This window comes from Microbacterium sp. Bi128 (genome assembly GCF_918698205.1).
Window position 1 is genome coordinate 1 of the sequence record NZ_CAKKMM010000072.1, and the last position, 13,732, is coordinate 13,732.

At 69.6% G+C, this 13,732-nt stretch carries 12 protein-coding genes; 6 read left to right on the plus strand and 6 right to left on the minus strand.

Annotated elements, in window-relative coordinates; genetic code table 11:
• From LQV45_RS08045 to LQV45_RS08055, 3 genes are all read right to left on the minus strand, one after another.
• On the minus strand, nt 1-620 hold a 620-nt coding region (locus tag LQV45_RS08045; RefSeq protein WP_290370221.1), incomplete at its 3' end, for a biotin/lipoyl-containing protein.
• 54 nt (nt 621-674) lie between these two features.
• Complete coding sequence (lpdA, locus tag LQV45_RS08050; protein ID WP_230006540.1) at nt 675-2,048, minus strand: dihydrolipoyl dehydrogenase; 1,374 nt, start codon at nt 2,046-2,048, stop codon at nt 675-677.
• Complete coding sequence (locus tag LQV45_RS08055) at nt 2,045-3,511, minus strand: leucyl aminopeptidase (RefSeq protein WP_230006541.1); 1,467 nt, start codon at nt 3,509-3,511, stop codon at nt 2,045-2,047. The genes lpdA and LQV45_RS08055 overlap by 4 nt, the downstream gene beginning before the upstream one ends.
• A gap of 118 nt (nt 3,512-3,629) precedes the next feature.
• Here LQV45_RS08055 and LQV45_RS08060 point away from each other — a divergent pair, with 118 nt between their 5' ends.
• The 3 genes from LQV45_RS08060 (at nt 3,630) to LQV45_RS08070 (ending at nt 6,835) form a co-directional block, all read left to right on the plus strand.
• Nucleotides 3,630-4,556: a proteasome assembly chaperone family protein gene (locus LQV45_RS08060; protein WP_230006542.1), complete on the plus strand. Its 927-nt coding sequence runs from the start codon at nt 3,630-3,632 to the stop codon at nt 4,554-4,556.
• Nucleotides 4,557-4,826: 270 nt separating this feature from the next.
• Entirely contained in the window at nt 4,827-6,140 is a 1,314-nt protein-coding gene (locus tag LQV45_RS08065) for an RNA polymerase sigma factor (RefSeq protein ID WP_138172548.1), read from the plus strand.
• The gene (locus LQV45_RS08070; protein WP_138172549.1) at nt 6,137-6,835 is read left to right on the plus strand and encodes a coenzyme F420-0:L-glutamate ligase; all 699 of its coding nucleotides are present in this window, start codon (nt 6,137-6,139) and stop codon (nt 6,833-6,835) included. The genes LQV45_RS08065 and LQV45_RS08070 overlap by 4 nt, the downstream gene beginning before the upstream one ends.
• Nucleotides 6,836-7,166: 331 nt before the next feature.
• Here the strand turns inward: LQV45_RS08070 and LQV45_RS08075 are convergent, their stop codons facing one another.
• Nucleotides 7,167-8,189, minus strand: coding sequence for a sugar-transfer associated ATP-grasp domain-containing protein (locus LQV45_RS08075; protein WP_230006543.1), 1,023 nt, complete (start codon nt 8,187-8,189; stop codon nt 7,167-7,169).
• A 97-nt stretch (nt 8,190-8,286) separates the two neighbouring features.
• Between LQV45_RS08075 and LQV45_RS08080 the strand changes: the two genes are divergently transcribed.
• Both LQV45_RS08080 and LQV45_RS08085 read left to right on the plus strand, forming a co-directional pair.
• Nucleotides 8,287-8,880 (plus strand): alanine racemase C-terminal domain-containing protein, encoded by a 594-nt coding sequence (locus tag LQV45_RS08080; RefSeq protein ID WP_230006544.1) that lies wholly within the window; start codon nt 8,287-8,289, stop codon nt 8,878-8,880.
• A complete protein-coding gene (locus tag LQV45_RS08085; protein ID WP_230006545.1) occupies nt 8,877-9,935 on the plus strand; it encodes an alanine racemase in 1,059 nt (352 codons plus the stop codon). The genes LQV45_RS08080 and LQV45_RS08085 overlap by 4 nt, the downstream gene beginning before the upstream one ends.
• 33 nt (nt 9,936-9,968) lie before the next feature.
• Here the strand turns inward: LQV45_RS08085 and LQV45_RS08090 are convergent, their stop codons facing one another.
• Nucleotides 9,969-10,190: a hypothetical protein gene (locus LQV45_RS08090; RefSeq protein WP_138172553.1), complete on the minus strand. Its 222-nt coding sequence runs from the start codon at nt 10,188-10,190 to the stop codon at nt 9,969-9,971.
• A gap of 164 nt (nt 10,191-10,354) precedes the next feature.
• Between LQV45_RS08090 and LQV45_RS08095 the strand changes: the two genes are divergently transcribed.
• On the plus strand, nt 10,355-12,424 hold the full coding sequence (locus LQV45_RS08095; protein ID WP_374208162.1) for a type IIA DNA topoisomerase subunit B: 2,070 nt from the start codon (nt 10,355-10,357) through the stop codon (nt 12,422-12,424).
• A 137-nt stretch (nt 12,425-12,561) separates the two neighbouring features.
• On the opposite strand, the gene LQV45_RS08100 is transcribed toward LQV45_RS08095, so the two are convergent.
• Nucleotides 12,562-13,732 (minus strand): DNA gyrase C-terminal beta-propeller domain-containing protein (locus LQV45_RS08100; protein ID WP_290370222.1); only part of this gene is annotated, 1,171 nt, incomplete at its 5' end.

Below are 13,732 nucleotides of genomic sequence, written 5' to 3' on the forward strand. Positions count from 1 at the left end.
ATGCGGGCGAGGGCAGAGCCCACGGCGACCGTCTCGTCCTCCTGGACGAGGATCTCCTGCAGCGTGCCGGCGACGGGCGAGGGGATCTCGGTGTCGACCTTGTCGGTCGAGATCTCCAGCAGCGGCTCGTCCACGGCGACGTCGTCGCCGACGGCCTTGAGCCAGCGGGTGATCGTGCCCTCGGTGACGCTCTCACCGAGCTCGGGCAGCTTCACCTCGGTCGAGTCGTCCGAACCGGACGACGCCGGTGCGGGCTGCTCGGCGGGAGCAGCTTCGGCGGGAGCGGACTCCGCGGCGGGCTGGGCGGGGGTCTGCTCTTCGGCGGCCGGAGCCTCTTCGGCAGGAGCCGCTTCGGGCGCGTCGTCGGACGACGAGCTGCCGGAGCCATCACCGATCTTCGCGAGGATCGCGCCGACCTCGACGGTCTCGTCCTCCTGGACGAGGATCTCTTCGATCACGCCCGAGACGGGCGAGGGGATCTCGGTGTCGACCTTGTCGGTCGAGATCTCCAACAGACCTTCGTCCTCCTGGACGGTGTCACCGACCTGCTTGAGCCAGCGGGTGACCGTTCCCTCGGTCACGCTCTCGCCGAGAGCGGGGAGGACGACGGAAGTGCTCATGGATATGTCTCCTTCGTACCGGATGCGGTGTCTAGCTTAGTGACGGCTGGGGGATCAGAGTGCGTGCAGCGGTTTGCCGGCGAGCGCGAGGAACGCCTCGCCCAACGCTTCACTCTGGGTGGGGTGGGCATGGACGAAGGGCGCGATGTCTTCCGGGTGCGCCTCCCATCCGACGGCGAGTTGCGCCTCGGTGATCAACTCGCCGACGCGATCGCCGACGAGGTGCGCTCCGACGATGGGCCCATCGACCCGCCGGATGATCTTCACGATGCCGGAGGTACCGATGATCTCGCTGCGCCCGTTGCCCGCGAGGTTGTACTCGTACGCCTGGACGGCGTCCGAGCCGAAACGTTCCTGAGCCTGGGCCTCGGTGAGCCCTACCGAGGCGACTTCGGGGTGCGAATAGGCCACCCGGGGGACATCGACGTCGGGCACCAGAACCGGCGCGAGACCGGCGATCTCCTCCGCCACGAAGATGCCCTGCTGGAATCCGCGGTGGGCGAGTTGCAGACCCACGACGATGTCGCCGACGGCCCACACGTGCGCAGCGGTGGTCCGCAGTCGTTCGTCTGTCGAGACGAAGCCGCGCTCCAAACGGACACCGGCCTCCTCGAAGCCCATGCCCGAGGTGGCGGGACCACGTCCGACGGCGACGAGCACGTAGTCGGCCTCCAGGGTGGTGCCGTCGTCGAGCGAGACGGTCAGACCGTCCGCGCGCTCGGCGACGGACGAGAACCGTCGCCCGAGCTGGAAGGCGATGCCGCGCTTGCGGAAAGCCCGCTCGAGCGCCTTGCTCGACGAGACGTCCTCGGCGGGGAGCAGATGGGGAAGCGCCTCGACGATCGTGACCTCGACGCCGAACGAGCGCCACACGCTCGCGAACTCGACACCGATGACACCGCCGCCCAGCACCACGACACGGTCGGGAACGACCTCGAGGTCGAGAGCCTGCTCACTCGTCAGGATCCGACCCCCGATCTCGAGACCCGGGAGGCTGCGACTGTACGATCCGGTCGCGAGGATCACATCGGTCCCGCGGTACACGTCGTCTCCCACGCGCACGGCCGGACCCGCTTCGAGCGTCCCCTCGCCGCGGACCACACGGATGCCGCGCGCCGAGATGAGCCCCTCGAGGCCCTTGAACTTCTTCGCGACGATGCCCTCACGGTAGGAGCGCACGCGAGCGGGGTCGATACCGTCGAACGACGCCTGCACCCCGATCTCCGCGGCCCCACGCGCGGCGTCGGCGACCTCGGCGGCGTGGAGAAGCGCCTTCGTGGGGATGCACCCGCGGTGCAAGCACGTCCCGCCGAGCTTGTCCTTCTCGACGAGAACGACGTCTTTGCCCAGTTCCGCCAGTCGAAGCGCGGCGGCATATCCGCCGCTACCCCCGCCCAGCACGACCACGTCGGCGCGGTACTCGGTCACCGGACGCTCCCCGCCGAGATCAACTCCACGAGCGAGCGCACGGTGGCGCCGGTCACGCCCTTGTCGGTGAAGCCATACGGCGCGCCCTTGTTCATGCCGACACCCGCGATATCGAGGTGCACCCAGGGGATGCGAGGAGCGTCGGCCTCGTCGGACACGCGTCCGACGAAGTGTCGGAGGAACAGGCCGGCGAAGAGCGAGCCGCCCGCGGGGTCGCCGATCTTCGCGTTCTGCAAGTCGGCGATGGGGGAGTCCAGCTCATCGACCATGTGGGCGGGCAGCGGCAGCTGCCAGGCCAGCTCGGACACGCGTCCCGCGGCAGCGAGGTACTCGGCGACCGCTTCGTCCTCGCCCATCACACCCGTGTGCCGGTTCCCGAGAGCGACGGTGATGGCGCCGGTGAGAGTGGCCACGTCGACGATGAGGTCGGGGTTCTCGCGGCTCGCGGCGACGAGGCCGTCGGCAAGCACCAGGCGGCCTTCGGCGTCGGTGTTGAGCACTTCGACGGTGCTGCCGTCGAGCATGCGCAGCACGTCACCGGGACGGGTCGCGCGGCCCGACGGCATGTTGTCCGCGATGCACAACCAGGCACTGACACGGACGGGAAGCTGCATCTCTGCCGCCGCTCGCAGCACCGCGAGCACGGTCGCAGCGCCGCACATGTCGTACTTCATGCCCACCATGGACGACGCGGGCTTGAGCGACAGCCCGCCGGTGTCGAAAGTGATGCCCTTGCCGACGAGAGCGACGTGGCGCTCCGCACCGGTGGGGGAGTACTGGAGGTGCACGACGCGGGGCGGGCGGTCGGATCCCTGGCCGACGCCCAGGATGCCTCCGTAGCCGCCGTCACGAAGGGCTTGCTCGTCGAGCACCTTCACCTCTACGGGGAGACCCTTTACGGCCTCGACGGCGGCGTCGGCGAAGTCGGCCGGTCCGAGCCACTCGGCGGGGGTCGTCACGAGGTCCTTCACGAGCGCAACGGCGCTGGCGACCGCCGCTACGGCGGTCTGATCGGCCTCGGAGGGCGCTGCGGCCGTGTGGACCGTCACTCGGGTCGCGCGGGCCTTCGGCGCCTCGCTCTTGTAGCCGGCGAAGCGGTATCCGCCCAGGGCGGCACCCTCGGCGAGCGTGCTCCACCCGGCCTCGACGAGCGACTGCACCGCGACGTGGTCGAAACCGGTGAGCTGACGAAGTCCCGTTCCGACGGCGTCGCGGAGGGCAGCGGCATCCGGACTCGCACCGGCGCCGACGACGGCGACGGGAAGAGAGACACCGGGGACGTGCACGCGCTGGAACGACCCCGACGCGCCCGTGAACCCGACGGACTTCAGCGACGCGCCCAGACCATCCCATCCCTGCGGGTCGGAGGTCGCTCCGTCGGACTTCGCGACCACGAGGAGGATCGCATCGGCGTCGGACTCGAGGACGGAGCTGTCGGTGTGCGTCACGGAGGGGAAGGGCATGGGTTCCATCCTAGGTTCGCGACTTGCGGGCGAAGCGGGACACCCCGGGCGGCGGCTGTTCGCTAGAAGCGGGACGCTCCACCGCCGCCGTGTCCGGGGCGGCTCGTAGAGTGGGGACATGCCGTATCCCGCACCGTTGTACGACCGCGCTCCCGCCGCGCCGCCCGTGCCGTCGGGGCTGCCGCTGGTGATCGCCCTGACCGGCTTCACCGACGCGGGCGGTGCCGTGACACGTCTGGTGGAGTACTTCCGCGACGACCTCGAGCCTCACCCCGTGGTCGTGTTCGAGAACGACATGCTGCTCGACTACCGCGCGCGCCGGCCTCTCATCACCTTCGTCGAAGACCACCTGACCGACTACCGGCCGCCGAAGCTCGAGCTCTCGCTCGCCCACGACTCCCTCGGTCACCCGTTCCTCCTTCTGGCCGGCTACGAGCCCGATTTCCTCTGGGACGCCTTCGTCGAGAGCGTCGTCGAGATCAGCGCGGGGCTGCAGGTGTCGTCCGTGACGTGGGTTCACGCGATCCCCATGCCGGTGCCGCACACGCGTCCGATCGGAACGACCGTCAGCGGGACTCGCAGCGACCTCGCCGAGGCGCACTCGGTGTGGCGGCCTCACACGCACGTCCCGTCCACCGTGGGGCACCTCATCGAATACCGGTTCGCGGAGGCGGGCGCCAAGGTGTCCGGATTCGCCCTTCTCGTTCCCCACTACCTCGGCGACACCGAATACCCGGCCGCCGCATTGGCCGGCCTCGACAGTCTCACGGTGGCGACGGGCCTGGTGTTCTCGGGCGAGGTGCTGCGCGAAGAGAATCGTGAGTTCCTCACCAAGGTCACCGAGCAGGTCGAGGGCAGCGACGAACTGACCCGCATGCTGCAGGGCCTGGAAGAGCGGTACGACGCCTACATGGCCGGCTCGACCTCGGCGACCCCGATCATCCACACCGGGGATCTGCCCAGCGCCGACGAACTCGCCGCGGAACTCGAGCGATTCCTCGCCACGCGGCCCGGCGACGACGACCGCCGCGGTCGGCTCGGCTGAGCCGGAGCGAATCCCGCAGTGCGTCCACGGGCCGCATCCGACGCTTTCCGTCTCCACCGGAGGAATACGTCGCGGCGCGCGGTGGTTGTCTACGCACAGATGCCCGGTGCACGTCAAGTCCCGCACCGGGAATGTGAGACAATGAAGAACCTGACCCGTTGTCGGCCGATCCCGGAGCCCGCTCCACAGGATGGGACTTGACAAGGGTCTTACTAGTGTCCGAGAACGACCGGCGGCCGTGCAACGCGCGTTCCCGGTGAAAGGCGAAACGTGGCAGGCACGAACACCAAGACCCGCTCCCGCAGTGCGAAGGACACAGACCTCGACACCGCAGAGGAGCCCACGACCGCGTCGAAGAAGACCGCGGCCAAGAAGGCCCCCGCCAAGGCCAAGGCCGCTCCCGCCAAGGCAAAGACCAAGGCCGGCGCCGACGACGACCTCGATGAGGACGACGTCGAGGAGGACATCGACGAAGAGATCGAGGTCGCCGACGACTCCGACGACGAGTCCGAGGACTCGGCGAAGCCCGCGGCCAAGAAGTCCGACGACGACAGCGACGACGACGACGAGACCCCGGCGACGCCCACCGAGGCCCTCCCGACCGGTGCGATCGTCATCTCCTCGAGCGACGAGGACGACGTCCCTGTCTACTCGGCGCAGATCACCGGCGCCACCGCCGACCCGGTCAAGGACTACCTCAAGCAGATCGGTAAAGTCCCGCTGCTGAACGCGGCCGAAGAGGTCGAGCTCGCCATGCGCATCGAGGCGGGCCTCTTCGCCGAAGAGAAGCTGTCGAACATGTCCGCGGCAGAGAAGACGAGTCAGCTCGGTCTCGACCTGCAGTGGGTCGCCCGCGACGGTCAGCGAGCCAAGAGCCACCTCCTCGGCGCGAACCTGCGTCTGGTCGTCTCGCTCGCCAAGCGCTACACCGGCCGCGGCATGCAGTTCCTCGACCTGATCCAGGAGGGCAACCTCGGTCTGATCCGTGCGGTCGAGAAGTTCGACTACACGAAGGGCTTCAAGTTCTCCACGTACGCCACGTGGTGGATCCGTCAGGCGATCACGCGTGCCATGGCCGACCAGGCCCGCACCATCCGCATCCCGGTGCACATGGTCGAGGTCATCAACAAGCTCGCCCGTGTCCAGCGTCAGATGCTGCAGGACCTCGGTCGCGAACCCACGCCCGAAGAACTGAGCCGCGAACTCGACATGACCCCCGAGAAGGTCATCGAGGTGCAGAAGTACGGGCGCGAGCCCATCTCGCTGCACACCCCGCTCGGCGAGGACGGCGACAGCGAGTTCGGTGACCTCATCGAGGACACCGAGGCGGTCGTGCCGGCCGACGCCGTGGGCTTCACGATGCTGCAGCGCCAGCTCGAGTCGCTCCTGGACTCGCTCAGCGAGCGCGAGGCGGGTGTCATCCGTATGCGCTTCGGCCTGGGGGACGGCCAGCCCAAGACCCTCGACCAGATCGGCGACACGTTCGGCGTCACGCGCGAGCGCATCCGCCAGATCGAGTCGAAGACGATGGCCAAGCTCCGACACCCCAGCCGTTCGCAGTCGCTCCGGGACTACCTCGAGTGAGCGGGCAGGCCAACGCCGGCAAGGCGCTCACCGTCACCGTCGAGGGCACGTCGTACGCCCGCATCCCGATCCGCACGCGGGTCGTCATGCCGGGCGACGACCTCGACGCCTTCATCCTCGAGTACGCGAAGGATGCCGTGCAGCCGGGCGACCTGCTGTTCGTCACCGAGAAGATCGTCGCGATCACGCAGGGCCGCTCGTTCAAGCTCGACACGATCAAGCCCCGCAAGCTGGCGCTCTTCCTGTCGAAGTACGTCACCCGCACGCCCTACGGCATCGGTCTCGGCATGCCCGAGACGATGGAGATGGCGTTGCGCGAGTGCGGCACCCCTCGCATCCTGTTCGCCGCGGCCGTCTCGGCCGTGACCAAGGCGTTCGGTCGCAAGGGGGACTTCTACCGCATCGCGGGCGACAAGGCCCGCGCGATCGACGGCCCCACCAAGGGCACGATCCCTCCGTACAACCAGGCCGTCGTCCTGGGCCCGGAGCGTCCTCGCGAGGTCGCCGCGCACCTGAAGTCGCTGCTCGGCGTCGACCTGCAGGTCGCGGTCGTCGACATCAACGACCTGGGCGGCAACATCCTCGGGTCCACCATGGACAAGGCCGGCGAGAAGCGCCTCGTCGCGATCCTGAAGGACAATCCGCTCGGCCAGGGCCACGAGTCGACGCCGCTCGGCATCGTCCGCCCCGCCTGACACCGACCACACGGAAGGCCCGCTCTCTCATCGAGGGCGGGCCTTCTCGGCATCCGGTAGCGCACAACTCCGGCAGGATCAGTCTGCCGCCGCTCGGAGTGGCACGCTGGCGCAGGTACGCAGGAGTTGTGCCCGAGCCCGGCCGGAGCGCCCGACACGACCGAGCGCGAGGACGAGGCCGGGGCACTCCCGCGCGGCTGCCATCGCAGAACAACCCCGGAACCGCACAACTCCTGCAGAAATCCGTCGCAACCACGCCGATCGGCTTTCAGGCGCGGGTATGCAGGAGTTGTGCGACCCGCGCGACGGCGGGCCTCATGGCATCCGGTCGTCAGAAGCCGATCGCGGCCTGGTAACGGGGCTTGTGGCCGGTGCGGATGCCGGTGACGCTGGGCTTGTTCTCGTAGACGCCGGCGCCCCAGTTGCCCTCGACGAGCACGGGACCCTCAGGGCCGACGACGATGTCCCAGCCGACGTACTGCACCTGCGGGACGACGCGGGCGACCTGGTCGACGAACGCCTTCACCTCGTCGATCATCGGCAGCTGGAAGTCGCCGATGCGGGCCCCGGAGTCGGGGTGGTTCTCGTGCACGTGCCCGTGCGAGTCGTAGCCGGCGCCGAGGGCGTGGCCGTTCTCGTCGAGCATCGTGTAGAAGCCGCCGAAGGTCATCTGGTCGCTCACCGCTCCGCGGCCGAACTTCTGCGCCATGGCCAGGATGTGCGTCTTCTCCCCGTCGAAGAACGCCGTGACACGCGTGGTGTTGACGGTGCCGGGGCAGACGGCGGCGAGGTCGTCGTGCTGGCGGATGACCTCTTCGACCAGGATCTCGCCGCGCTCGAGCAGTCCGCGGTGGAACTCCGCCCAGTCCTCGACCTCGGCGGCGTGATACCGGTGCACACCGGTGCCGGCTTGTCCGACGGGCTCCTTCGTCACGATCGTTCCGAGACGCTCGGTGAAAGCGCGGAGCTCGTCGACGTTGCCCTGCTCGACGATCATCCAGTCGCGGCGGAGGAACTCGCTGAACCGGCGATCGAACTCGACCTTGTCCTGGAAGATGTAGCGATAGTCGGGGTGGTCGAACTTCTGCGAGATCTGGTTCGACACCGGGTGCGTCATGTACGTCGCGCGCTCCGCCGGGCTGAGGATCGCGAAGTCGTAGTCGATGTAGTCCTGGAAACCGACGTTCTTCACGCCCGCCTGGTACAGCATGTCGGCGACGACCAGCGGCAGGGCCTTGCCGTGCTGCGCGGAGGCCTCTTTCGCTCGCTCGACCACCGACCCGACGTCGATGCGGCGGGCGCGTCCGGCGAGGTAGCGCAGACGGGTGACGGGGGAGAAACCCTGCTGAGGCATTGAGGCTCCGGGGTCGGGAACGGGGGACCCGGATAGTCTAGATGCCGTGACCTCCGCGCCTTCCGTCCGTGCCGGCGCCGGCCGAGGAGTGGCTCCGGTGGCCCGTCTGTCGGAGTCGGCGCTGCGCGCGAACGCCCTGCTCGCACCCGTCGGGCCCGCCGACGACGTCCTCGCCGTCGACGCGTGGGGCCACGGCGCCGAGTGGGTGGCATCCGTCCTCTCGACGCTGGGCGTCGACGCCCGTTCCCTCGACGCGGCGACCCTGTTCGGGCTGCCCGACGGTGATCCGCGGGCACGGCCCGTGCTGTCGCTGCACGGCCGCGTGCTCGGCACGAAGCCGCTGCGGGCGGGCGAGGGCGTGTCCTACGGCTACACGCACCGCGCCCCGCGCGACACGACGGTCGCCCTCGTCACGGGCGGCTACGCGCAGGGCGTCGTGCGGTCCCTCGGCAACGCCGTCGACGTCGCGATCGACGGGCGCCGTCATCGAATCGTCGGCCGTGTCGCGATGGACGTCTGCGTCGTCGACGTCGACACCGCGCGGCCCGTCCGCGGTGCCGACGTGGTCTTCTTCGGCGACCCCGAGTCGGGTCAGCCGTCGCTCCGGGAGTGGATGGATGCCACGGGCTGGGGCGCGGGCGAAATCGTCGCGGCCATCGGTGCGCGTGCGGAACGGACGGTGAGCGCATGACCGCCGCGTACCGGGTCGACCTCGACGCCTTCGCGCGCAATCTCGCCCGGGTCCGAGAAGCCATCGCGCCCGCCGAGCACATGCTCGTCGTCAAGGACGACGCCTACGCGCACGGACTCGAGGCGATCGTGCAGCGGGCGACCGCCGAGGGCGTCCGGTGGTTCGGCGCCTTCGACGTGGTGACCGGCCGAGCGGTCCGCGCCGTCGCCGGACCCGACGCCCGGATCTTCGTCTGGCTGCTGGGCGGTCCCGACGACCTCGCGGACGGCATCGCGGCGGATCTTGACCTCGGCATCGGCGACGAGTCCCTGCTCGACGACCTCGCAGCCCTCCCCGTGCCGCCTGCACCGGCGCGCGTGCACCTCAAGATCGACACGGGCCTGCACCGCAACGGCATCCGTCCCGAACGCTGGGACGCGGCGTTGGAGCGCCTGTCCGGGCTGGTGGATGCCGGCCACGCCCGGTTCGAGGGCCTGTGGTCGCACATCGCCGAGGCCTCGGATGCCGACGACGACGACGCGCGCGCGATCTTCCTGGCAGCGCGGGAATCTGCCGTCGCCGCGGGGCTCACGCCGCGCTACTCGCACCTGGCCGCCAGCGCCGCGGGGTTCGCCCGCGCGCCGTTCCGTGAAGACCTCGTGCGGGTGGGGGCGTTCTCGTACGGCATCCGCCCCGCCGGCGGACCGGCGGAGTCGGAGCTGGGGATCGAGCCGATCGCTGCCCTCGTCGGCACGGTGACCGCCGTCATCGACGACACGGTGCGCGTGGACCTCGGCTCTCTCCTGGGTGTTCCCTCGTCGCTGTCGGGGCGATTCTCCGTCCGCACCCCCGCGGGCCCGCGCCGAATGCTCTCCATCGACGCCACCTCCGCGGTGGTCGAAGGATGGCAGGATGCCGCGATCGGCGACGAGGTGACGGTGTTCGGGCGCGGGGGAGCGGCATCCGCGACCGATCTGGCGGAGCTGATCGACACGATCGGCGAGGAGGTCGCTCTGCGGGTCTCGCCCGCCGTCACCCGCCGCTACACGTCGAACGGGCCTCGTCCCGCTCGGTAAGGAGCGGCGCGAGGCCCGTTCGGATGAGTCTGGTCAGTCGGCGGCGTTGAGACGAGCGGTCTCGTCGTGCCACGACGTCGCGATGCTGCGGAGCTTCTCTTCGTACTTGCGTCCGTGGTGGGCGCAGAAGAGGAGTTCGCTGCCGTTGACCTCGGCGGCGATGTAGGCCTGCGCCCCACAGGAGTCGCAGCGATCTGCCGCCGTCAGGCGGTGGTCGAGAACGACGGACGCTTCGGGTGCGGTCGTAGTGGTCATCTCGGGTGCCCTCCTCGTGGTCGTTGGGCGAGTCTGTCAATAGAACCACGGGGATGTTTCCCTTATGCCGCGTGGGCCTGACATTTCGCTGTGCGCGTACGTCGGCCCCGCGGGGCCGTGTGTCTGCAAGCCGATGTCGGGGCCCCCGATTACGCTGGGAGATCGTGACGTCCGAGTATTCCGCCCATCATCTCCAGGTCCTCGAGGGCCTCGAAGCGGTACGCAAGCGCCCGGGCATGTACATCGGTTCCACCGATTCCCGTGGCCTCATGCACTGCCTGTGGGAGATCATCGACAACTCCGTCGACGAGGCGCTCGGCGGGCACGGCTCGCGGATCGAGATCGTCCTCCACAGCGACGGCAGTGTCGAAGTGCGTGACCGCGCCCGCGGCATCCCGGTCGACGTCGAACCGCGCACCGGACTCACCGGCGTCGAGGTCGTCTTCACGAAGCTCCACGCCGGCGGCAAGTTCGGCGGCGGCTCGTACGCGGCCTCCGGCGGCCTTCACGGCGTCGGCGCGTCGGTGGTCAACGCGCTGTCCGAGCGTCTCGACGTGGAAGTCGACCGCAGCGGCAAGACCTACGCGATGTCGTTCCACCGGGGTGAGCCGGGTGTGTTCGCCGGCGACGGCCCCGACTCGACCTTCACGCCGTTCGAGCGCAGCAGCGAGCTCCGCGTCGTCGGCAAGGCTCCGCGCGGCGTGACCGGCACCCGCATCCGGTACTGGGCCGACCGCCAGATCTTCACGAAGGATGCCGCGTTCGGTTTCGACGAGCTCGTGCAGCGCGCCCGTCAGACGGCGTTCCTCGTCCCCGGTCTCGAGATCGTCATCGCCGACCAACGGGGCGACGAGTCCGTCGAGACGAGCTACCGCTTCGACGGCGGCATCTCGGAGTTCGCCGACTTCCTGGCCCCCGACAGCGCGATCACCGACACGTGGCGCTTGACCGGCACGGGCACCTTCACCGAGACCGTCCCGGTGCTCCAGCCCGGCGGGTCGATGGTGCCGACCGACGTCGAGCGCGCCTGCGAGGTCGACGTCGCCGTGCGCTGGGGCACGGGCTACGAGACCACGACGCGGTCGTTCGTCAACATCATCGCCACGCCCAAGGGCGGCACGCACCAGCAGGGCTTCGAGCAGGGGCTCATGAAGATCCTCCGGACGCAGGTCGAGCAGAACGCCCGCAAGCTCAAGGTCGGCAACGACAAGATCGAGAAGGACGACCTCCTCGCCGGGCTCACCGCCGTGTTGACGGTGCGCCTCCCCGAACCGCAGTTCGAGGGACAGACCAAAGAGGTGCTCGGCACCCCGGCTGTGCGCCAGATCGTCGCACAGGTGGTCACGAAAGAACTCGCCGCCCGCTTCGCCTCGCCCAAGCGCGACGACAAGGCGCAGACGGCGCTGCTGCTCGAGAAGGTCGTCTCCGAGATGAAGGCGCGCATCTCCGCGCGCACCCACAAAGAGACCCAGCGTCGCAAGAACGCCCTCGAGTCCTCGTCGCTCCCGTCGAAGCTCGTCGACTGCCGCTCGAACGACGTCGCCGACTCCGAGCTCTTCATCGTCGAGGGCAACTCGGCGCTCGGGACGGCGCGCGACGCGCGCAACAGCGCCTACCAGGCACTCCTCCCGATCCGCGGCAAGATCCTCAACACGCAGAAGGCGTCCATCAGCGACATGCTGTCCAACGCCGAATGCGCGTCGATCATCCAGGTGATCGGGGCCGGCTCCGGTCGTTCGTTCGACCTCGACGCGGCCCGCTACGGCAAGATCATCCTGATGAGCGACGCCGACGTCGACGGCGCCCACATCCGCACGCTGCTGCTGACACTGTTCTTCCGCTACATGCGGCCGCTCGTCGAGGCCGGGCGCGTCTTCGCCGCGGTCCCGCCGTTGCACCGGGTGATCGTGATGAACCCGGGCTCCAAGCCCAACGAGACGATCTACACCTACAGCGAGCAAGAGCTGCACGCCCTGCTGGCGAAGCTCAAGAAGTCCAACAAGCGCTGGCAGGAGCCGATCCAGCGGTACAAGGGCTTGGGCGAGATGGATGCCGATCAGCTCGCGACCACCACGATGGACCGCGCCGGCCGCACGCTGCGCCGCGTGCAGGTCCGCGACATCGAGGAAGCCGCCAAGGTCTTCGACCTGCTGATGGGCAGCGACGTGGCCCCGCGCCGCGAGTTCATCGTGGACTCCAGCGACCGCCTGGCGCGCGAACGCATCGACGTCTGACCCGCGGCTTCCGGCCGAGGCCGTTCGGGCCGGCCCGACTCGGCGTGACGGCCCGAACTCGGTGTGACCGCCCGCCGCGGCGGGGGACCACGCCGAGTCGAGGCGCGCCCCGAGCGGGTGATCCCGTCAGGGCCGACTCAGCGGATCGCGGTGCCGATCGCGCCGACGACCGCGTCGAGAGGCGTTCCCGAGGCGTCGCGCTTGGCTCCGGGTTCGGGCAGCGTTCGTACGGCACCGTCCGCGCCGACCGCGCGGGGGTCGGACCCGATCCATGCCAGGACGAGCGCGTCCTCGCCGCGCAGCAGACGCTGTGCCCGCACGCCGCCGGTCGCGCGCCCCTTCGCCGGGAACTCCGTGAAGGCCGAGACCTTGGCGCTTCCGGCATCCGCACCGGTGAGAGCGGCCGACGAACCGGCCACCGTGACCACGACCGCGTCGAACGCCGAGCCCCCGACGACCGCGAAGGCGATGACGTGCGCGCCGTCGGACAACCGGATGCCGGACATGCCGCCGGCCGAGCGCCCTTGCGGCCGCACGGACGAGGCGTCGAACCGCAGGAGCTGCGCGTCGCTGGCCACGAAGACCAGTTCTGCGGCGTCCGAAGCCGGGGCGGCACCGACGACCCGGTCGCCGTCGCGCAGAGCGATGATCTCGATCTCGGGCTTCGTTCCGAGTTCGGTGGCCGCGACGCGCTTCACGATGCCGTGGGCTGTGCCGAGAGCGATCGGCGGACCATCGATCAACGGCACGAGGGCGACGACCTGCTCGCCCTTGCCGAGCGTCAGGTACTGCTCGACCTTGGTGCCCGCGGCCACCTGGACGGCGTTGCCCGGCACCGAGGGGAGGTCGACGGGGGAGAAGCGCACGAGACGTCCGGTCGAGGTCACCGCGCCGATGTCGCCCCGGGTCGTGGTGTCGACCGAGGAGCGGATCGCATCGTGCTTGGCCCGGCGCGTGGGCGGCACGACCCCACCGCCGGGAGCATCCGCGGTGAGCTCGGCGCGCACCATCCGCCCGGTGGCCGAGAGGAACACGCGACACGGGGCGTCGGCGATCTGCAGGTCGGCGGCTGCCGCCGCCTTGGCCGACCGGGGCTGCACCGGACCGCCGTTGAGCAGCATCGTGCGGCGGGGCGTGCCGTACGCCTCGGCCGCTGCCTCGAGCTCGATCGCGACTTGCGCGCGCAAGAGGGTCTCGCTGCCGAGCAACTCGACGAGCTGATCGATCTCGGCCTGCAGTTGATCGCGCTCGGCTTCGAGCTCGATGCGGGAGAACTTCGTCAGGCGCCGCAAGCGGAGCTCGAGGATG